We start from the raw sequence: 19,659 nt of genomic DNA on the forward strand, positions 1-19,659 counted from the left end.
TTATAAAAACGCATGCTATTTAAGAGAAGACGTAAGAGGGTCAATTTCTAACCCTCTTACGTCTATCAATACATTAATTAAAATCTAGTCCTCAATAACCAGGGTTTTGCGGGAACTTAGGCCCTTCCACTGTGCGGTCAATCTGATTTTGCGGAATTGGTCTCAGCAAATGAAAATCCTGAATGTAAGCAGCAGCTTCTGGGTTCCAGGCTTTCACGCGACGAACCAGCGAACGCGTACGAACCAAATCATGCCACCGTTGCCATTCACCAAAGAACTCGCGGCTGCGTTCATCGAGGATAAAATCCACTGTTACCTCTTCCGGAGTAATGGCCATGGCTGTGACGGCGGCTGCATTTTGGGCGGCTGTATTGGTTTTTCTGAAGGCCGCCCGTTGCCGTACTACGTTGATTAATTCGGCCGCCCGCTGGTTGTTACCCGCTTTGTGGTACGCTTCTGCGCCTGTCAGGTAAACGTCCGAGAAGCGGTACAGTACCACAGGACGGGTCGACGGGTCGTTGAAGTTAGCGCCCCGGCTGGGGTCCATAAACTTCTTCAGCGACGGGAAAATTCCGTTGTTCCACAGGCTGGGGGGCACCACGATACCTTTGAAGGGTCTGGTTCCTACGAACTGCGGAGCCCCTGCCACTTCATAATCAGGCAACCAGACGGCCGTGTCGGCGCCAACTACTGTCGTGTAGCTAATCCCCCGTTTGTTGTTGGCAGCATTAGCCTGGTTAGAAATCGACGTATTGGAAATGTATACCGTGGTAAACGAATTGGCGAACCGTGAGTCGACGTCCCGCTTTACGAACGCCTGATCCAGGAAGTAACTCTTACCTGCATTAGGCCCGGTCTTTAATCTGTCCGTGTTAGGCCGCATTCGAACGTAGGGACGTCCGTACTGCGAATCCCGGATCATTCCAGATGTACCACTGTTTACCAGCGTTCCAGCCGAATTGACAAACGAGTTGACACCGCTATTGTTAGGGTAGTTCCAGGTCGTGAACCAGGGGGTCAGGTTCTGTGCTGCACCACCACTGGCACCGGCCCCTACCTGGTAGTAGCCAAATTTAGGATCAAGTACATGATCGCTGACAAACATGGTTTCTTTCCCGTAGTCGTTGGCGGGCGCAAATGCATCGCCATAATCCGCCCACAAGTCCAGCCCATAAGTTGCTTTATTCGCAATGATATCCGAGCAGATAGTAGCGGCCTGCGTAAAGTCGGCCGCTGTGTTATTCAGCCAGCCACGGGTCAGATACGCTTTGGCCAGCAGCAACTGCGCGACGGGCTTCGTTGCGGCTTTACCCAAAAAAGGTGCCGTCGGCTGGTTGGGCAGATCAGCAGCCGCTTCGGTCAGGTCTTTAATAATCTGTTCGTACACCTGGGCCGCTGGCTGGCGGGCAGCTGCCTGCGAGGGAACCGTGATAAAGGCGGTACTCAGCGGCACGTCGCCCCAGGTCTGCACCAGATAAAAGTACCAGAACCCGCGCAGAAACTTAGCCTGAGCCAGATACTGCTTTCGGGTAGCTTCGGGCAAATCAATGGTCTGACCGTACTGGAGTACTCCGTTCAGGGTATTGATATCCTGAAAGGCCACGCCCCAGGCCGAGCCAAAGTTACTGCCATTGAGGCCGTTGTAGGTGTAAGCGGGTCCACCGCCCGAGCTGGCACCCTGCAGGAAATCATCGGTACCGGCCTGCATCTCCACGGTAAATCCTTCGGTACCCCACTGGCCCCGGATGTCGTTATATACTCCGGCAATACCACCCAGTACCCCGGCAGGACTATTGAAGTAAGAAGGGACAATTTGCGATTGTGGATTCTCTTCCAGTATTTTTTCGCACCCTGTGTTCAGTAAAGCCGTAAGGCCAATCAGAGCCCAAACGTTTATAGCTTTCATAGAAGTGTCTAAGATTAGAATTTAAGATTTACACCTAAGGTGAACTGCCGAATTGGCGGGTTATTCAGGTTTACCGCGATCTGACGCTCTGGGGCTGCCCGGTCTGCTCCCTGAGCGTTGAGCGTTGCCGAACCAGACGCATAGCTGTTTCCTTCAGGATCAATAGCCAGGTTATCACGTACCAAAGGCGAATACAGGATAAGCGGGTTAGTCGCGTTGAAGTAAAGCCGGGCCGAACTAGCACCAATCTTTTTGATCAACTGATTGCTGAATGTATAACCCAAATTGATACTTCTTACTTTCACGAACGACCCGTCATAATAGCCCAACGTTGAGCCAAACCATTGAACAGCACCACCCGCATCAGGAGCAGGGAAAGCGTTGGTTGGATTGGTTTCGGTCCAGTAGTCAGTTTTTACCTGATTTACCCGGCCCTGATTGAAGAACGCAAACCCGCCTGAACCAGTAGAGTTACCTGTCAGATAAGGCACAACCACTTTCATTCCCATTCGGGCGAAGGTCACGATAGACAAATCGAAGTTTTTGAACGTAAACCGGTTGGTCAGGCCCCCCTCCCACTTGGGCTGGAAATTGCCCAATATCTGCCGATCGGCCGGATCGATCTTATTATCGCCATTAATATCCTCAACTCTGATTTGACCTGGAAACTGCACAGGTGCGGTTTGTCTCTGTAGCGTACCATCTCCCTGGTCAGCTGTTTGCCAGATACCAATCTTTTTGTAGTCGTAAATGACCGAAAGGGGTTGTCCGACAAACCAGCCTGCTCCCACGTTGGAGAGTTCAGTCGGCGTAGTGAGCTGCGTGATCTTTTCGCGGTTGAAGAAGTAAACTAAGTCCGCACTCCAGTTGAAACCGTTACCTGGCTTTCTGAAAATATCAAACGTCAGCGACGTCTCCAGCCCCCGGCCTTCTGTCCGTCCCAGGTTTCTCAGCGTTGAGCCAGCACCATTGCTGGGTGGCAGCGGCACAGACAGCAAGATGTCCTTGGTTTTCTGGAGATACCAGTCCACCGTACCCGTAATGCGGTTATTCAGGAAACCGAAGTCAATGCCGATATCAACCTGCGAAGTTGACTGCCAGCCTAAATTCGTTGCTGGCAGGCTGGTAACGGTATAGGCCAACTGCTGACCGGCCGTACCCAGACCAAAGTTGTAGTAACCTGCCGACAGCGCACCCAGCGTTGAATACGCACCTACGTTCCGGTTGCCAGAAATACCCCATCCACCCCGCAATTTCAAGTTCGAAATTACTGGGATTGTCTTCATGAAGTCTTCTTCGACAATGTTCCAGCCCCCACCAATAGCCGGGTAGTTGAAGTACCGGTTTGCCGGTGACAACGTAGACGAACCGTCTCTACGCAGCGTCAACGTCAGCAGGTAACGATCATTATAGCTGTAGTTAACGCGTCCCATATATGACAGCAGTCCCGTTTCGGTAAAGGAGTTGCCAAAGTCCGAGTTGGCAACCGGTGTTCCGGAAGCCAGCGAGAAGTTAGACGTTTTGATGTAATCGGCTGGCACACCAGTTATTGTAAATCGGCTGCCCAGCGAATGGTTTTGCGTAACTTCGTACAGTCCCGTAAAGCCCAGCTTATGCTTCCCGAACGTTTTGTCGTAATACAGCAGGTGCTGGAGGTTAATATCCCAATACTCGGTATTGCTGATCTCGGCGTTTGACGATGATTGAACGGTGGCGTTGTTGAAGTAGGTCAGCGGACCATTGTAGCCGTTAAAGTTCGACTGGCTGAAGTTCAGACCAGCATTGAACCGATAGCGAAGACCTGGTAAAATGTTTACCTCAGCATATAAGCTATTGAAGGTACGTATCGACCGGGAACGGTTCAGGTATGAATCTTTCTTGGTAATAATGGTGAGCGGGCTCACACTAGCGGCATCGATTGAGCCTTCCAGAGGAAGCAAGTTCACACTACCGTCTGCATTATAAGGAGCGGCCAGTGGGGTTAACCGAACCAACCCACCTGGTATGCCACCACCGCCGGGCGCGTTTGTGTACGTAAGCGTGTTCAGCGTATTCAAGCCAATCTTGATATTCTTTCCTATTCGCTGATCAATAGTAGCCCGTATGGTGTACCGCTCGAACTTCTGGCTGGGGATAATACCGGTTTCGTTAAAATAGCCCAGACCTAATGAATACTGGGTATTCTCTACGCCCCCCTGCACCCCCAGTTGATGATTGGTATTGAAGCCTGGTTTGTAAATCAGGTCCTGCCAGTTTGTCGAAATACCAGCGGCCAGCGCTTCCTGTTCTTTGATTGTTAGCGGATAAGCCGTAGTTCCGGGTGCGGTACGGTTATATTTTGCAGCATCCTGTTTAAACTGTGCATACTCAGGACCATTCATGACGTTGTATTTGCCCATGATGTTGGTGATCCCATGGTAGCCATCATAAGTAAACACTGGCTTGCCAATTTTGCCTCGTTTAGTGGTCACCAGAATAACACCACCCGCACCCCGCGACCCATAGATAGCCGTAGCAGATGCATCTTTCAGGATTTCGAGATTGGCGATATCATCCGGGTTGATGTCGTTCAGCCCCCCGTAGGGAATACCATCTACCACCACCAGCGGCCCATCCAGCGCATCGCCTGTAGCTGGGTTTGAGCTGTTATTTAGCGTCCGGTTTCCCCGGATTCTTATCTGACCTTGCGAACCCGGCGTAGATCCATTACTGACGACCGTTACCCCAGCCGCACGACCTTTTAACTGATTGACGAAGTTAGGAGCAGGTACTTCTTTTAAAGTTGCTTCATTCACCGACACAACCGATCCCGTTACGTCTCGTTTACGTTGAACACCATACCCTACAACCACTACTTCATTGAGGGTTTTATCATCATTTGCTAACGTAACATTGACTGCCGATTGCGAACCGACGGTAACTTCCTGAGTAAGATAGCCAATGAACGAGAAAACAAGCACAGCGTTTCGGTCCGGTACGCTGATTCGATACGTACCATTCCCATCGGTCGTCGTTCCGCGCTGGGTCGACTTGATCTGAATGTTGACACCGGGCAATGCTTCGCCATTGTCAGCCGTGACCCGGCCAGTTACCTGAATATCCTGCACTTGCTCGGTGTTGACTTCGCCGGATGTTTTATCCTGCTGAATAGCAGCGGGGAGGCCCTCTCTTCTAATCACAATTTGCTGGCCGACTACCTCATAGCTTAGATTAAGTGGAGCCAGAATTTGCGTTAGCACCTGCGAAAGCTGTTCATTCTTAGCCTGATAATTTACTTTCCGTTTCGATTGAATAATCTCCCGGCTAAAGAGAAATTGAACGTTTGTCTGCTTTTCAATACGCCGGATCGTAACCTCCACATCCTCATTTTGGGCAGAGATCGTGATACGTCGATTTAGAAGCTCTTGTGCTTTACCGTCAAGGGCAAAGCCTACATGCGTTAAGGTAAGGGCAAGCAAAATTTGTAGGCTAGAAATTTTCATAATCCATACCCAATCCTTGCGATTGAAGAAACGATACTGCATACATTTATGCGTTTTGTTGTTTTGATTGAAATGACAAAAGACCAGTCCCAGCTCACTTTGATGAGCGAATGTGTGTATCTGACACATTTAGGATGTTTAAGCGATAGTGTTGGTAGCACTATCGCTTTTCTGTAGAAAGGATAGTTTTTATACCATAAGAGAAGCTGGTTTAAGGTTAATGGGATAATCAGCTACAGCCATGACTGTGGATGACGACATGGTTGTCAATGACCTCGAATGTAGATTCAATAGTTAGACAGATAAGCCGGATTTTCTCTAGAAAAGGCGCATCGTTTAGCTGACCGGTAAACGTGCAGTTTTTAAGCATATGCCGATCAAACTGAATCGGCATGTGATAGCTCGATTCTAGTTGGCTAAATATTTCAGGTACGGGAGAAAACTCAAATTTGAATGATCGATTGACAAGAGTTGATGAGTCTTCTTTCGACAGTCGGATAGGGCCTTTAATAACTTTGTCCGAGTGGGTTTTAAGACTTAACTGTTCGTTTTTTGTCAGCAAAATTGACTGGCCTGGTAGATCGACTGGAGTTACCGAAACTTTGCCTGCCTTTACCTTCACGTAACTGGCTGGTTCCCGGTCGAAAGCACGTACCTGAAAACTGGTTCCCAGCACTTTTGTCGTCAAATTGGTTGTGTAAACGACGAACGGTTTGGCTGGGTTTTTGGCCACTTCAAAAAAACCTTCTCCCCGTAAATACACCTCCCGAAGCTTGTTCGAACTCTGTTTGAGATACCGTAACTGGCTGCCTGCCGATAGCAGCACCGAGGAGTTATCCGGCAGCAGCACCACCAACGGCTGTCCCGTTACGTTCTTCACCAATTTCCAAATCACCTCGTTTTGCTGCGACTTGTTCGGTTTCGTTCGGTCTGTCAACGGGCTGAAATCGAATTTCCCAGCTTGCCATATCATAATGATGCTGACTACGGCGGCTGCAGCTGCCCAGCGTCCCCACTGCCATATTGGTTTTACGACCGTGAACGGTGAATTAAGCTGATTTAGAATTACTTCTTTCTTCTCGTTAAGCTCTTGGTTTGATACATCAACCCGCTTCCCCTGAAGCACCAATAGAGTAGCGACAGCCTGCTCGTACACGACCCGCTTTTCGGGGTATTGGTCTAACCAGTGTTGCCAAAATATCGCATCGTCTGGGCGTCTCTCCCGGACCCACCTCTGAAACATGGCGTCTTCTAAGAAGTCGTGGACGGTTGAGAAAGGCTCAGGCGGCAAATTCATTAGTACTTTTCTCTGATTTTTATTGATAGTATGAAGTTGCCGCCTACTTATACCCTACATCAGAAAATTATTTTTGAAAAAAAACAAAGCGCCATTAAGGCCGAGACCTGCCATCGACTGCGCATCTTGTTAAGGGCCTTCTGTAGAAAATTAGACACCGACTGACGATTGACGTTCATGACGTCGGCAATTTCCGGTATGGATAAATTTTCGTAGTAGCGCAGGTGCAAGGCTTCTCGCTCACGAGCGGGCAGCGCAGCCAACTGATCTTGGATCATTTTCGTCATACTACGTAACGATTCCTGATGGATCAGTAAGGTTTCGGAGTCAATATCCTCTACCACCGACGTATCCCAATCCAGTTCTTCATAGCTCAAGCGTTTTTGCTCACGCAGATGCTGAAGAATATGATGACGGATTGATTTTAGTAGATAATGCCTGACCGAATTGGTTTCATTGATCTGTAGACGGTTCTGCCAGAGTTGCAAGAATAATTCCTGTATACAGTCCTCAACGACAGACTCCCCAACCATGAATTTCAGTCCATAGTGCTTCAATACGCCATAGTAGCGTTCAACGAGCAATCCTAAGGCCTGTTTATCACCCGCGCGATACGCTTGCCAAAGGACGTGATCTAGGGGAATAAGTGCTGCTTTCAAACTATGAATAAATAGTTACAGTTTATTAATAGTGACGTAATGATGTCTATCTGACACAATTACGTAATGTAAAAAAGAATTTATATTATTGATCTGACAATCAGGTGTTTCCAGTATAATTAGCTTAAATCGTTTAAATGTGTACAGCGCTAGCATTTTGTATTTTCTGCATGGATAATAAATGCAATGGAAATACAATTTTACAAAGATATAATTATAAAATCTAGAGCGCGCCTGTTAAACATCAACTATGTTTTAACTTTTTATCGTTTATAATGTAAGACAACCTAGTTTAATCAGCTTATTCTTCTCGTTTATAAGTCTTTAGAAATTGCAATCAACACTAAAATCACTTCCATTAACAATGACCAGTTCGAATCTTTAGAACGGCAAGGATGATTTCCAGATAGCTGAAGATAGGAGAGCGCTTCGATCAAATCAGCGATAGCATTCAATTAACGACTGATACACGGTCGTGCTGGCACTTATACCATACTTTATCTAACCATGGACTTTGACGCAGACCTTCAGAATTTTAGTAGAGAGCAGCTCATCGATGAGATCAAACGATTGAGAGCCGGTATTCGTGAACATCGGGATAGTACAGGCCATGATTTATGCTGGCATCACCCTAAGCTGTGGTCACTGTTGCCCGAAAAGACGGACCCCAGCATAGCCGTACCTCCGTGGTCGGAGTTTATGCGCGGTTGCGTTCAATATCGCCAATCGCTCGAAGATCATAAGTCTACTCCCTGACTATGATGCAATCTCTTAAGTAAGCTGATTGGGAGTGATACTATGTATATTCCAGTCAGACCAGAATCTAGTCTACTGATGAGTATGGTAGCTTTTCGCTACTCTCTATTTTCGTGATAAGGGACCACCATAGCAATGGATGCCGCAAATGCGCCCAACACGTCAGGTGTGCAGTTGTAAGCGTTAGCCTCAGCCTATTCGAGCCGTATCCACATGGTTCCTGACATGGTTTCGCCAGGGTTCAGCACAACTAGCCCCTCTCCAGTGTTAAACGCGTTCACGTTAGCTGTATAGGGTTCAATGGCCAGGCTATCGTGGCGAGGGGGCGTGAAGCAGACTAGGTAGTTCAACTTGCCTTCGCCTACCTCCTGACCAACGATCAGCCGAACACCGGTTTTTGTCGCGGTTAGCATTGTTTCGGCAAAGGGTGAGCCGCTAGCTGGTACGCCGGTTGGTTCGATGGCAAAAGGCGTATCGAGCTTCACGTCCCGCAGACTAAACGTTTCTGCGTTTTCCAGAGGTTGCCGACCGCCGGGCATCATATCTTCATCGAGGTCAATCCGGGAGCGGGCAGGCAGCGAAAGAGTCGTTTCGCTGAGATCTTCTCCTGAAAAGGTAAAATAAGGGTGCCAGCCGAAGGCGGCCGGACAGCGCTTTGTTCCGGCGTTTCGGGCTGCGTAGCTGATACGTAACGCGCACATCCTGTCGGCCTCGGGGTTACTGCCGTAGTTTAATAAATCGGCCTGAATCAGTTCATACGTAATCGTAAGGGAGAATGGAAATGGATAGCCCGCAAGATCGCCTGCATAGTCATACCGCAAAACGAGTTGCGCGTGGGTAGACGTTACGTCCTGACTCTCGACGGTGAAGGGCTGGCCATGTACGAGCCCATGAATGGCATTATAACGCCTGGTTTCGTTGATTGGCAGCGTATAATCTGCACCTTCAAAATGATATACGCCATGACGGACACGGCTGGCGAAAGGATACAGAAACGCGCTGGCGTAACTTTCGTTGGCCAGTAGGGCCTGGGGTGACTCCGGTGCCTGAATCAGCGACATCAACTCGTTGCCTTTACGTAGTATGAGTCGGCGCAGGATAGCTCCATGTTCAGGGATAACACTGATATATTCGCCTGATTCTGTATGCTCAAGCACGTACTCGGTAAGCGGAGTTGCTTCGGTTGCTAACGGACCGAAGGGTTGGGTAGTGATCTGAAATGGCATCAGCAATCAACAAGTCAGTATGCAATATAGTAAGTTCGTGGGGTCGGTTATTGTTTATTCGGTTTATCAAAGAGCCTGGACTCAACACACTTTACCGGTCGGCAAGAGCACCTACATTTCGCCTTCGACCCCGAGGCCAAACAAGGCAAAGTCATACTTTACGGGGTCCAGCGGATCAAATTGACATAACGCTTCGGTAAGTTCCAGCGCGGCCTTCCAATCGGTTTGAGGGCGATGTAATAAGCCCAGTAAACGGGCCACGCGGTTCACGTGAACATCAATGGGCATGATGAGCTGACTCGGTTGCAGCTGGGTCCAGAGGCCGAAATCAACACCTCGATTGTCCTGCCTGACCATCCACCGCAGAAACATCAGCAGGCGTTTGCAGGATGAGTTCCGCGCTGGTGTTGCAATGTGCTTACGGGTACGGGCCGGGAAGAAGGGGTCACAGCAAAACCGATCGTGAAAAGCGATTAAGGATAACTCAACGGATGGAGCCGCCGTCGGGTCAGCGTTATTTTCAGCCGTTGGGTTTGGCATAAATGCATCTTCCAGCGACTCGTTGGCTTGATAGTACTGGCGAAAGAAGTGCAGGAAGTAAAGGGCGTCAGTGGCATTAAACGTCCGGTGTTTAAACGCCATAAACCGCTTTAGATCGCTTTCTTCATGATTACGCACGAAGTCGTACGGAGCCCCGTCCATGAGCGCAACGAGTTCGTTTGATTTCTTGAGAATAACCGGACGCTGCCCCCAGGCCAGCACCGCAGCCCAAAAACCCATGATCTCGATATCCTGCTTCCGGTTGAACTGATGCGGAATGCTGATCGGGTCGCGCTCAATGAAGAAAGGCCGATTATACTGATCGGCCTTGTGGTCAAGAAAATCCTTTAACGATTGATAATCCAGTGCTTCGTCTGCCACTCAATACCTGCTTATTTACTGTTCCCTCCGCTCACGACCCAGGCCATTGCTTTGGATACGCCCGAAAACAAAGCCAGAAAAGCCGACATCACAAAGGTAAACACGGCAATAAAAGGATATGCTAACGTAAACATAATGCTGAAGGTGACGTAGCCGGGTGAGGCTTTCATCTGCGCATCACGCTCCCGGTGGCGACGGGCAATTCGATCTTCTTTCGTTTCTTTTTCCATAACTCGGCTCGTTAACGAACAATGTAACTTACCTCAGCCCGAAAACGTCGGTCTTCCGGCGAAAGTTTCGCAAACGCCTGAGCCGACAGTTTAATTAGAATCTTGTCGTTCACACCGGTGTTGGGCAACCGACCAATTACCTTCACCCACATGCTCTGATTGTTGAATTCGTTACGTACCTGTACTAACGTTCCAATCGGAGCGGTACGGTGCAACGCCAGGTATTTTCCTGATTCATCGCCTTCGATCATTTCGGCAACACCGCTGTCTGAAATCCGCCGTCCGCGCGTAGGCATGGGTGCATCGTTACCGGGCCGGGGCGACTCAACTTCTACTTCGGGGGCCTTTTCGGCTGGCTTTTCCGCGGGTTTACTGGAGTTTGTCGGGGCCGGTTCGGTACGGCGCGTTTCGGCAACAGGCGTGGGCCGCTCGGGTTTCGACTCGGGCTGACTTTCGGTTCGACGGGTAGGGGTGGGCTTCGGTTCAGAAGGACGAACGGGTTCGGGCCGGGTAGGTTCGGGTCGAGTGGGTTCTGACCGAGTCGGTTCAGTACGATTCGGAGCCTCAGGCGTCCTGGCCGCTACCGTTGAACTTGGTGAAGAAGGCACGCGTGCCTGATACGCCTTTTCCGAAACAATAAGGGCCTGGCCAATCAACACGTTGTTGCTGGAAAGATTATTCCATTTGCGTACATCCGATTGCGAAACGCCATAGCGTACCGCCAAACTATAGAGCGTTTGGCCGGGCTCAACCACGTGAATACCCGATCCCGCGGGATCATCGGCTTTTTTAACATCCTTCTCCGGAGTCTTGTCGGCCTTCATAACGGCCGATTCATCCACGGGTGTCGGTTTGCCAGCGGCTTTAGCCTCACGCTTTTGTTCCTTTTCTTCTTTGCGAATGGCTTTGTCGATGGCTTTCGCTTCCTTACGGCTAAGGCTGCTCTCCGGAATCGGAATCCTGACAACCTGATCGTACCGTACAGCGTCGTTCATGTCCGGATTAGCCGCTTTGATCTCGGCCACCGATCGCCCATACCGGCGGGCTATAGCGTACAGGGTCTGCCCTTCGTCGACGCGGTGGATGATATACCGTTTGCCATCTTTCTTTTCCAGACCGACCGAATCGACAGGTATTGTTGGCACCGACGTAACAAAGCGAGCCTGCGACGCCTGACAATATCCTACACCTAATAGTAAAATTGTAGCCGAGAGAATATGAATTTTCTTCATGGAGCATTCATCAGTAAACGGCCTGCCCTGTGAACCTGTCCAGCAGATACGGTTAGAGGCCGGACGTAAATTTACGGTAAAATAGGGCTAATTTTAGTAAAGAACAGATTTTGATCTGTTTTCAGATTAGTTAACGAAGCCGCTGTTTCCCAGAATTTACCGAACGTAGTGAATACTGGCTCAGCCAGTCAGTGCTGACTTTTCTCTTGAACGTAACGTCACACAAACTCGAGTTAATCGGTCAACTCGCCTGTTTGGCGTTGTTAAAAAACCTTAATTCTGAACCGCGCGAACAGAAACCAGCGTTTGGTGTTAAACAAAGAACAGATTTTTCTTTCCCCGCCGGGTACCACTACCAATAAGGCCAGGAGCGGGTAAACCTTAATGAACGTATGCAAAACTATTCGATACTTTGGGCTGACGACGAAATTGATCTGCTGAAACCGCACATTTTATTCCTCAAGAATAAAGGCTACGACGTTACGTCGGTAAACAGCGGGGCCGATGCGCTCGATCAGGTCGAACAGGCGAATTACGATGTTGTGTTTCTGGACGAAATGATGCCGGGCATGACTGGCCTCGAAACGCTCTCGCAGATTAAACAACTGCGGCCGAATCTGCCGGTTGTAATGATCACTAAGAGCGAAGAGGAACACATCATGGAAGAAGCTATCGGCTCGAAAATCGCTGATTACCTGATTAAGCCGCTGAATCCCAACCAGATTTTGTTGTCGGTCAAGAAAATACTCGATAACAAACGGCTCGTAACCGAACGGACGAACATCGGCTATCAGCAGGACTTCCGGAACATCTCGATGCAGTATAACGACCGCATGAGTTTCGAAGAGTGGGCCGACGTCTACAAGAAGCTGATTTATTGGGAGCTTGAACTAGATGGGTCGCAGGATCGGAGCATGTCGGAAGTCATGAATATGCAGAAGAGCGAAGCAAATGCTACGTTCTGTAAGTTCGTGATGGACAACTACGAAGACTGGCTGAACGAGCCTAAGATGGAGAGCCCGATCATGTCGCATCAGTTGATGCGCAAAAAGGTGTTCCCCTTACTGGATCAGGGTACCAGTAATCCATCCCCCTTGTTTTTCATTCTGATCGATAACCTCCGCTACGACCAATGGAAGGCCATTGAGCCGCTTCTGGGCGAGTACTTTACGGTAGAAGAGGAATCGTCGTACTACTCAATATTGCCGACGACAACCGGCTTTGCCCGGAACGCCATATTCTCGGGGATGATGCCGAGCGAAATGGAACGTAAGCATCCTGATTTATGGGTGAACGACGACAACGAAGACGAGGGCCTGAACAACCACGAAGATGAGTTCCTGCGTCGGCAGCTTGAGCAGAGTCGGCTGAACATCAAGATGTCGTACCACAAAATCCTGAACGTAAATCAGGGTAAATCGTTGGTCGACAACTTCAATAACCTGCTTCAGAATCAGCTAAACGTTGTTGTATACAACTTCGTGGACATGCTTTCGCATGCGAGAACCGACATGGCCATGATTAAAGAGCTGGCTCCTGACGAATCGGCGTATCGTTCGATCACCCGGTCGTGGTTCCAACACTCGCCTTTGCTGGAGTTTGTGCAGAAGATTGCCGCTAAAGGAGGTCGCTTGATCGTTACTACCGACCACGGAATGATTCGCGTGCAGAAACCGGCTAAAATTGTGGGTTACCGCGAAACGAACACGAACTTGCGGTACAAACAAGGTAAGAATCTGGGATTCGAAGAAAACCACGTATTTGTGGGCCGCAAACCCGAGCTGCTTTTCTTACCGAAGCCCCACGTATCGACAGCATACGTATTTACGCTGGAAGATTACTTCTTCGCCTACCCAAACAATTACAACTACTACGTGAATCACTACCGGAACACGTTCCAGCACGGTGGTGTCTCGCTGGAGGAGATGATTATTCCGTTTGCGTATCTGCGCGCGAAGTAACTGAGTCTATAAAAAAGTGGTGGACGAATAAACGAAGAAGCATAAGCCTCTTTCGTTTATTCGTCCACCACTTTTAGTGTCTTATCTAACCGTTTAACTCAACGACCTGACCATCCTGACAACGCAGGACTCGAGCGGGGTATTTATTGAGTAAATCGTAGTTGTGCGTAGCCATCAGCACGGCTGTGCCCGCGTTGTTAATCGCCTGAAACACCTTCATAATCTGGTCCGACACGGCCGGATCTAAGTTTCCGGTTGGCTCATCGGCAATCAAAATTAGGGGTTCGTTCAGCATGGCCCTGGCGACAACGACCCGTTGCTGCTCACCACCCGAAAGCTGATGGGGCATTTTTTTCTGGGCGGTACCCAAACCGACCTGCATCAGAACGTCGGCAATCCGATTGTTCATCAACGCCTTATCCTTCCAGCCGGTTGCTTTCAATACGAACTTAAGGTTGTCTTCAACCGAACGGTCAAAAAACAGCTGAAAGTCTTGAAAGACAATGCCTATTTTTCGGCGCAACTGGGGTACGTCGCGCGGCTTCAGCGAATCGAGCGAAAAGCCCGCAACCCGCCCTTTACCGTTCTGAAGCCACAAGTCGGCGTACAAGGTTTTTAATAACGACGACTTACCACTGCCGGTACGCCCGATCAGATACACAAAATCGCCCTTATCTATTTCAAACGATACGTCACCTAACACCAATTTCTGGTCCTGGTAAATATCGGCATGATCGAGGGTAAGAACGGGCTCGGAGGAAAACATAGGAAAGACGATTTACGATTTACCGTTTACAGCGCTGCTCAGGGGCAATCGTCTTCTTGTAAACGGTAAATCGTAATTCAACATTATTTCACGGGCAGATTTGCCTTCTCGTGGTCAGCCAGGAATTTAGCCAGGCCACTGTCTGTCAGCGGGTGATTCAGCAGCGCTTTGATTACGCTAAGCGGAGCCGTCATCACGTCAGCACCGATTTCGGCGCACTGGATGATGTGCATTGGGTGACGTACCGAAGCGGCCAGCACTTCGGTCGTAATGCCGTAGTTGGTGAAAATGGTAACGATCTGCTCGATCAAAGCCATACCGTCGGTTGAAATATCGTCCAGACGGCCAACAAATGGCGATACGAACGAAGCACCGGCTTTAGCGGCTACCAGCGCCTGACCCGCCGAGAAAATCAGCGTACAGTTCGTCCGGATGCCTTTTTCCGAGAAATATTTGATCGCCTTCACGCCATCGGCGGTCATTGGGATTTTTACGACGATGTTCTCATCGAGTTCGGCCAGTTCGTCGCCCTCTTTGATCATCTCGTCATATTTAACCGAAATAACTTCGGCGCTGACATCACCTTCTACAATCTCGCAGATTTGTTTGTAATGGCGCATTACGTTGTCTTTGCCCGTAATGCCTTCTTTGGCCATCAGCGATGGGTTTGTAGTTACACCATCAAGAATCCCCATATCCTGGGCTTCGCGAATGTCAGCCAAATTGGCTGTGTCGATAAAAAATTTCATAGTTTAAATTAGAGTTAATCAGTTGGTTCGTGGTTAAGTCGGGCCGCATCGGGAACGTCAGCTTATACCAACAGATGCGCAAACTTACTCACTAACCGAGTGGCTAACAACCTGCGTTCCGTTCTGAATTTTGCAGACGTGAATGTACGTATCTTTACCGGTTCTGGCCTTATATTCTTTTGTGATCAGATCTGTGAAGTGAGCGAGTGCGTCTTCGCGAATCAGATTGATGGTGCAGCCGCCAAAGCCACCCCCCATCATGCGTGCGCCCAGCACTCCCGGTTGCTGCCGGGCAATGTCGACAAGAATATCCAGTTCGGGGCAACTCACCTCATACCAGTGGCTCAAGCCCTCGTGTGACCCGTACATCAGTTGACCGAAAGCCGCTACGTCCCCTGATTCAAGGGCCACAACGCCGTCGAGCAGCCGTTGGTTTTCCTGTACTACGTAGGCACACCGGCGATAAATAAGGGGTTGTGTGTCGCGCAGATGCCTATCGAGCATCGTCATCGTTACGTCGCGCAGACTCTTAATATCTGGATAAAAAGCCTGTAGGGCGCGAACGCCAGCTTCGCACTCTGCCCGGCGGGTATTATACTCCGACGTAACGAGGGCGTGTTTTACGTTGGAATCGCAGAGCACAATGCTAATGCCTTCCATTTCCAGCGGAGCGTAGGCGTAGTCGAGCGACCGGCAGTCGAGTTTAATGACGTGATCGGCCTTCCCCATCATACTGGCGAACATATCCATAATGCCTACTTTGGCACCGACGAATTCGTTCTCAGCGCGCTGCGACATCCTGATCATGTCAATCCGTGAAACCCCCAGCGAGAAGAGTTCATTCAGGGCAAAACCAACGGCATTCTCCAGGGCCGCCGAAGACGACAAACCCGCGCCCATTGGAATGGTGCCCGCAAACACACAGTTGAAGCCCTTGAGTTGGTGACCCGCCTGGCTAAACTGTGCAATAACGCCCAACAGATAATCGACCCACGTCTGGGTAGGAGTGAGCGACGACAAAGAACCCTGGTAGGTCTCGTTTAGGTCGTGCGCTACAAAATGAAGTTCCTCGTCCTGGCGCGGACTTACGGCCAAATAAATGGCTTTATCGATGGCCGCCGGTAAAACGAAGCCTTCGTTGTAGTCAGTATGTTCACCAATGAGATTAACGCGGCCGGGGGAGCAGATCAACAGCGGCTTGGCACCGAACGTGGCTTGAAATGACGCGTTGAGTTGGTTGAGCAGGTCCATGGTGATTTTAAAGAATAGAGCGACCTGATCCGCTTAACGTATACAAACCGCTAAACAAGCAACGGCCCAGCGGACATGGGCGGAAACAAAAAATGGCAAACCAATGTCTCACCGCTACGACCACCTACCCTTGCTTCGGTCAAGACCTGGGGGATTCAGCAGGAGCTGGTAGCACCGATTTGCCGATGCAAAGTTAAGCATTTGTTAGTCAAACGACCAAATTTCCCTCCTACCTTTGCCTTTAAAATAAGAGAACATGAAGCGTTTATTGCCGAGTATCGTTAGTATAGTATTCATTCTCAGCGCTTGTAATTCCTCAGAGGAATACGTTGAACAGGGTAGAAATTATTTGAAAGAAGGAAAATTTCGCGAAGCGATTACGTCATTGAACCAGGCGATCGAGGCCGATGACGACAACGCCGAAGCGTTTAACTCCCGTGGGGTGGCTTATTTTGAGTTGAAAGAGTACGCCAACGCGACTATGGACTATGAGCAGGCGATCAAATTGAAACCAGATTATTACCGGCCGTACTACAACCGGGCGCTCCTGAAGGTCGCTCAGAATGATCAGGCCGGAGCCTTGAAAGACTACTCAGATGCCATTCGGTTCGCTCCTGATACCAGCAAAAGCATCAGTGCTGATCTGTACGTGAACCGGGGGCAGTTGTTTGCGGCACAGGGCCAGATTCAGCCCGCTTTAACGGATTTTTCCCAGGCTATTTCGTTAAATTCAACGAACGTACTGGCTCTGTATAACCGCGGAAACCTCAGGTTCCAGCAGAAAGATCTGCCGGGGGCAACGGCCGATTTTCAGCAGGCGGTTCAGGCCGATCCGAAGTTTGGAAAAGCGTTCTATGGGTTAGGCATCGCCCAGATCTTGCAGGAACAGCGGGAAGCAGGTTGCCTGAGCTTAAAACAGGCGCAGAACCTGGGTTATTCCGATGCCGCTGCAGCCCTTACTGCTTACTGTGATTAAAACCCTGTTTGTTTTGTTATTCATTAAACTTGAATGAACGTGCAAAAAACTCTGAGCATCATTTTTGGCCTGCTGTTCCTTTTGTTTGCTGCTTTTCAATACAATGACCCCGATCCCGAAGTATGGGTGCCGATTTATGGATTCGCGGCCGTGGCCTGTTTCATGGCGTATGCCGGTGTCGGGCGTTGGTGGTTCTTTGCCGCTATGACGGTGGTTTATCTGATCGCGGCTTATTACCAATGGCCTCCTCGGTTTGAAGGCTTCTTGTTCGATGAACTGGGTATGCGAAGCGTAAATATTGAAATGGCTCGGGAGGCTGGGGGACTCGGTATCTGCGCGGCTATCATGCTGATGTTCGCCATCCTTACCCGTCAACCCGTCCGCCGATGAAACTGGTCGAATGCCCCCGTGATGCCATGCAGGGTTTGCACCAGTTTGTGCCGACCGCTCTTAAAATCAACTACCTGAACAGCCTGTTGCGGGTTGGCTTCGATACCCTGGACTTCGGCAGCTTTGTGTCGCCGAAAGCGGTTCCGCAAATGCAGGATACAGCTGACGTACTAGCCAATCTGGATTTGTCGGCCACTACAACCAAACTGCTGGCTATTGTTGCGAACCTGCGTGGGGCTGAGCAGGCCGTCGGCTATTCGGCGGTTCAATACGTCGGGTTTCCGTTGTCGGTTTCCGAAACGTTTCAGCAGCGGAACACCAACAAGTCTATCGCCAAGGCCTTGGACGAGGTGAAGGAAATTCAGAACCGGTGCGTTGGGGCGGGTAAAGAGCTTGTGGTGTACCTTTCGATGGGATTTGGCAATCCGTACGGTGATCTCTACAGCCCCGAACTGGTTGGAGCGTTCACTGAACAGTTGGTGCAGCTCGGAGTGAGGACGATTGCCCCATCGGACACGGTCGGCTCATCGACTCCGGAGGCCATCGAAGAACTGTTTCGGAAGTTGATTCAGACGTTTCCGCAGGTTGAATTTGGTGCACACCTGCACGCTAAACCCGGCGAAGCTGCCGATAAAGTCAGAGCTGCTGTCCGGGCGGGTGTGCAACGTATTGACGGAGCCCTCCGGGGGTTCGGCGGGTGCCCGATGGCCGCCGATGATCTTACCGGAAATCTGCCGACTGAAGAAATTATCCAGACATTGACCACCGAAGGTATTATCGTACCCATCAATGCCGATGCCTTTCAGCAGTCACTGGCTTTGTCAACGGGGGTGTTTTATTGATTCGCCTGCTTACATGAACATCGTCTGTATTTCTTCTTTCACGGCTTTCAAAGCCCCGGTAGTGGGTTGCTTTTCGCGCTGAATGATCCGTTCGAAAATGCGCTTCGACAGATCCAGTGCCGGAGCTTCGGGGCTCGTGTCGCCAGAGGCCTGATTGATGAGCGTAATGACCTCGTTCATGGCTCCCTGAATCTGATCCCATACCGCCTGACTCATGTATACCTGCTGCGATAGGTTGTGGTTGTACTCGTCCCGGATTTCCTGAAGGAGCCGCTGCTGGAACTCAAGCACCGTGGTGGAACTGCCGCCCAGCCGAAGCAGCAAATTGTTGGGGCTGATCCGTTCCAGAAATAACACCATCCGCTCATAAGCCTGCAAACGAATCGGTACCACGGTCTCGGTATACCGTGTTTTGACTTCATACTGATGCCGATCGGCCTCTCGTTCCAGCAATAACTTGACCGTTAAATACATTCCGTACAAAACCAGGCCAGCCGGGACAATTAACTTGAGAAAATCACTTAAAAGCTCCATGTAAAGAACAACGTTGTTTAAGCAAAAAAAGGTAACTTTGAAAAAGGCTATTAGTAAATTGTAGTATGTTTTCGATATGGGTTACTTGGTAAACTATGCGAAAACATAAGTAAACATAACGTAATGACGCTTGATAACCCCGTTCGTGTACGACCCGATGCGCGACAACAGATTCTGGACACGTTACAGGCTAACCGAATTCCCGCAGAATACGGCCTGAGGGTCGGTATTCGGGGTGGCGGCTGCGGATCATCCTGGCTCCTGGGGTTCGATCTGCCAAGTCCTGCCGACGAAGTATATAACGTAGAAGGCGTGCGTGTCATTATTGATCGGAAGCATTTGCTGTATGTGCTGGGTGCTGAGATTGGCTACGAAACCGGTGGCTATACCGTTGAGAAAGATACCGCTGCTCATTGAAAACCAGAGTTACTAAAACGTTACGTTTTAGTAACTCACCCGAAATGCCTCTTTAACGACTCGC

The 19,659-nt window shown here is 49.8% G+C and carries 18 protein-coding genes; 6 read left to right on the forward strand and 12 right to left on the reverse strand.

Going from position 1 to position 19,659, the window contains the following annotated elements; genetic code table 11:
- Nucleotides 1–91 precede the first annotated feature (91 nt).
- From ACYVIY_RS23360 to ACYVIY_RS23375, 4 genes are all read right to left on the reverse strand, one after another.
- On the reverse strand, nt 92–1,906 hold the full coding sequence (locus ACYVIY_RS23360) for a RagB/SusD family nutrient uptake outer membrane protein (protein ID WP_460978854.1): 1,815 nt from the start codon (nt 1,904–1,906) through the stop codon (nt 92–94).
- A 14-nt stretch (nt 1,907–1,920) separates the two neighbouring features.
- Nucleotides 1,921–5,388, reverse strand: a complete 3,468-nt coding sequence (locus ACYVIY_RS23365; RefSeq protein ID WP_460978975.1) for a TonB-dependent receptor — start codon at nt 5,386–5,388, stop codon at nt 1,921–1,923.
- Between the two features lie 229 nt (nt 5,389–5,617).
- A complete protein-coding gene (locus tag ACYVIY_RS23370) occupies nt 5,618–6,631 on the reverse strand; it encodes a FecR family protein (RefSeq protein ID WP_460978855.1) in 1,014 nt (337 codons plus the stop codon).
- A gap of 113 nt (nt 6,632–6,744) precedes the next feature.
- A complete protein-coding gene (locus tag ACYVIY_RS23375; protein WP_460978856.1) occupies nt 6,745–7,344 on the reverse strand; it encodes an RNA polymerase sigma factor in 600 nt (199 codons plus the stop codon).
- Between the two features lie 507 nt (nt 7,345–7,851).
- On the opposite strand from ACYVIY_RS23375, the gene ACYVIY_RS23380 reads away from it, so the two are divergent.
- The gene (locus ACYVIY_RS23380) at nt 7,852–8,100 is read left to right on the forward strand and encodes a hypothetical protein (RefSeq protein WP_460978857.1); all 249 of its coding nucleotides are present in this window, start codon (nt 7,852–7,854) and stop codon (nt 8,098–8,100) included.
- A gap of 194 nt (nt 8,101–8,294) precedes the next feature.
- Here ACYVIY_RS23380 and ACYVIY_RS23385 read toward each other — a convergent pair whose 3' ends face one another.
- The 4 genes from ACYVIY_RS23385 to ACYVIY_RS23400 form a co-directional block, all read right to left on the reverse strand.
- Nucleotides 8,295–9,326, reverse strand: coding sequence for an aldose epimerase family protein (locus ACYVIY_RS23385; protein WP_460978858.1), 1,032 nt, complete (start codon nt 9,324–9,326; stop codon nt 8,295–8,297).
- Between the two features lie 111 nt (nt 9,327–9,437).
- Nucleotides 9,438–10,247 (reverse strand): TIGR02757 family protein, encoded by an 810-nt coding sequence (locus ACYVIY_RS23390; protein ID WP_460978859.1) that lies wholly within the window; start codon nt 10,245–10,247, stop codon nt 9,438–9,440.
- Nucleotides 10,248–10,258: 11 nt separating this feature from the next.
- Complete coding sequence (locus ACYVIY_RS23395; RefSeq protein ID WP_460978860.1) at nt 10,259–10,477, reverse strand: hypothetical protein; 219 nt, start codon at nt 10,475–10,477, stop codon at nt 10,259–10,261.
- 11 nt (nt 10,478–10,488) lie between these two features.
- Nucleotides 10,489–11,709, reverse strand: a complete 1,221-nt coding sequence (locus tag ACYVIY_RS23400; RefSeq protein ID WP_460978861.1) for a LysM peptidoglycan-binding domain-containing protein — start codon at nt 11,707–11,709, stop codon at nt 10,489–10,491.
- A gap of 392 nt (nt 11,710–12,101) precedes the next feature.
- Between ACYVIY_RS23400 and porX the strand changes: the two genes are divergently transcribed.
- A complete protein-coding gene (porX, locus tag ACYVIY_RS23405) occupies nt 12,102–13,670 on the forward strand; it encodes a T9SS response regulator signal transducer PorX (RefSeq protein WP_460978862.1) in 1,569 nt (522 codons plus the stop codon).
- 85 nt (nt 13,671–13,755) lie between these two features.
- Here porX and ACYVIY_RS23410 read toward each other — a convergent pair whose 3' ends face one another.
- The 3 genes from ACYVIY_RS23410 to ACYVIY_RS23420 form a co-directional block, all read right to left on the reverse strand.
- A complete protein-coding gene (locus tag ACYVIY_RS23410) occupies nt 13,756–14,436 on the reverse strand; it encodes a cell division ATP-binding protein FtsE (RefSeq protein ID WP_460978863.1) in 681 nt (226 codons plus the stop codon).
- 83 nt (nt 14,437–14,519) lie between these two features.
- Complete coding sequence (gene fsa / locus ACYVIY_RS23415; RefSeq protein ID WP_460978865.1) at nt 14,520–15,185, reverse strand: fructose-6-phosphate aldolase; 666 nt, start codon at nt 15,183–15,185, stop codon at nt 14,520–14,522.
- An 84-nt stretch (nt 15,186–15,269) separates the two neighbouring features.
- On the reverse strand, nt 15,270–16,436 hold the full coding sequence (locus ACYVIY_RS23420; protein WP_460978866.1) for a galactokinase: 1,167 nt from the start codon (nt 16,434–16,436) through the stop codon (nt 15,270–15,272).
- A 256-nt stretch (nt 16,437–16,692) separates the two neighbouring features.
- Here ACYVIY_RS23420 and ACYVIY_RS23425 point away from each other — a divergent pair, with 256 nt between their 5' ends.
- From ACYVIY_RS23425 to ACYVIY_RS23435, 3 genes are read left to right on the forward strand one after another with little or no spacing between them, the layout of a single operon-like run.
- On the forward strand, nt 16,693–17,412 hold the full coding sequence (locus ACYVIY_RS23425; RefSeq protein ID WP_460978868.1) for a tetratricopeptide repeat protein: 720 nt from the start codon (nt 16,693–16,695) through the stop codon (nt 17,410–17,412).
- A gap of 39 nt (nt 17,413–17,451) precedes the next feature.
- Nucleotides 17,452–17,802: a transmembrane 220 family protein gene (locus ACYVIY_RS23430; protein ID WP_460978869.1), complete on the forward strand. Its 351-nt coding sequence runs from the start codon at nt 17,452–17,454 to the stop codon at nt 17,800–17,802.
- Nucleotides 17,799–18,644: a hydroxymethylglutaryl-CoA lyase gene (locus ACYVIY_RS23435; RefSeq protein ID WP_460978870.1), complete on the forward strand. Its 846-nt coding sequence runs from the start codon at nt 17,799–17,801 to the stop codon at nt 18,642–18,644. Before ACYVIY_RS23430 ends, ACYVIY_RS23435 begins: the two co-directional genes overlap by 4 nt.
- 9 nt (nt 18,645–18,653) lie before the next feature.
- Here the strand turns inward: ACYVIY_RS23435 and ACYVIY_RS23440 are convergent, their stop codons facing one another.
- Nucleotides 18,654–19,178, reverse strand: coding sequence for a DUF7935 family protein (locus ACYVIY_RS23440; RefSeq protein ID WP_460978872.1), 525 nt, complete (start codon nt 19,176–19,178; stop codon nt 18,654–18,656).
- Nucleotides 19,179–19,301: 123 nt separating this feature from the next.
- Here ACYVIY_RS23440 and ACYVIY_RS23445 point away from each other — a divergent pair, with 123 nt between their 5' ends.
- Nucleotides 19,302–19,595 (forward strand): HesB/IscA family protein, encoded by a 294-nt coding sequence (locus ACYVIY_RS23445; protein WP_460978874.1) that lies wholly within the window; start codon nt 19,302–19,304, stop codon nt 19,593–19,595.
- Nucleotides 19,596–19,659 lie beyond the last annotated feature (64 nt).

The sequence above is a fragment of the Spirosoma knui genome (genome assembly GCF_054780635.1).

Excerpts from the sequence above, each read along its gene's own strand:
- ACYVIY_RS23410 (WP_460978863.1), bottom strand. The coding sequence starts at position 14,436 with ATGTTTTCCTCCGAGCCCGTTCTTACCCTCGATCATGCCGATATTTAC.
- ACYVIY_RS23395 (WP_460978860.1), bottom strand. The coding sequence starts at position 10,477 with ATGGAAAAAGAAACGAAAGAAGATCGAATTGCCCGTCGCCACCGGGAG.
- ACYVIY_RS23360 (WP_460978854.1), bottom strand. The coding sequence starts at position 1,906 with ATGAAAGCTATAAACGTTTGGGCTCTGATTGGCCTTACGGCTTTACTG.
- ACYVIY_RS23445 (WP_460978874.1), top strand. The coding sequence starts at position 19,302 with ATGACGCTTGATAACCCCGTTCGTGTACGACCCGATGCGCGACAACAG.
- ACYVIY_RS23370 (WP_460978855.1), bottom strand. The coding sequence starts at position 6,631 with ATGTTTCAGAGGTGGGTCCGGGAGAGACGCCCAGACGATGCGATATTT.
- ACYVIY_RS23400 (WP_460978861.1), bottom strand. The coding sequence starts at position 11,709 with ATGAAGAAAATTCATATTCTCTCGGCTACAATTTTACTATTAGGTGTA.
- porX (WP_460978862.1), top strand. The coding sequence starts at position 12,102 with ATGCAAAACTATTCGATACTTTGGGCTGACGACGAAATTGATCTGCTG.
- ACYVIY_RS23380 (WP_460978857.1), top strand. The coding sequence starts at position 7,852 with ATGGACTTTGACGCAGACCTTCAGAATTTTAGTAGAGAGCAGCTCATC.
- ACYVIY_RS23435 (WP_460978870.1), top strand. The coding sequence starts at position 17,799 with ATGAAACTGGTCGAATGCCCCCGTGATGCCATGCAGGGTTTGCACCAG.
- ACYVIY_RS23425 (WP_460978868.1), top strand. The coding sequence starts at position 16,693 with ATGAAGCGTTTATTGCCGAGTATCGTTAGTATAGTATTCATTCTCAGC.
- fsa (WP_460978865.1), bottom strand. The coding sequence starts at position 15,185 with ATGAAATTTTTTATCGACACAGCCAATTTGGCTGACATTCGCGAAGCC.
- ACYVIY_RS23440 (WP_460978872.1), bottom strand. The coding sequence starts at position 19,178 with ATGGAGCTTTTAAGTGATTTTCTCAAGTTAATTGTCCCGGCTGGCCTG.
- ACYVIY_RS23385 (WP_460978858.1), bottom strand. The coding sequence starts at position 9,326 with ATGCCATTTCAGATCACTACCCAACCCTTCGGTCCGTTAGCAACCGAA.
- ACYVIY_RS23420 (WP_460978866.1), bottom strand. The coding sequence starts at position 16,436 with ATGGACCTGCTCAACCAACTCAACGCGTCATTTCAAGCCACGTTCGGT.
- ACYVIY_RS23365 (WP_460978975.1), bottom strand. The coding sequence starts at position 5,388 with ATGAAAATTTCTAGCCTACAAATTTTGCTTGCCCTTACCTTAACGCAT.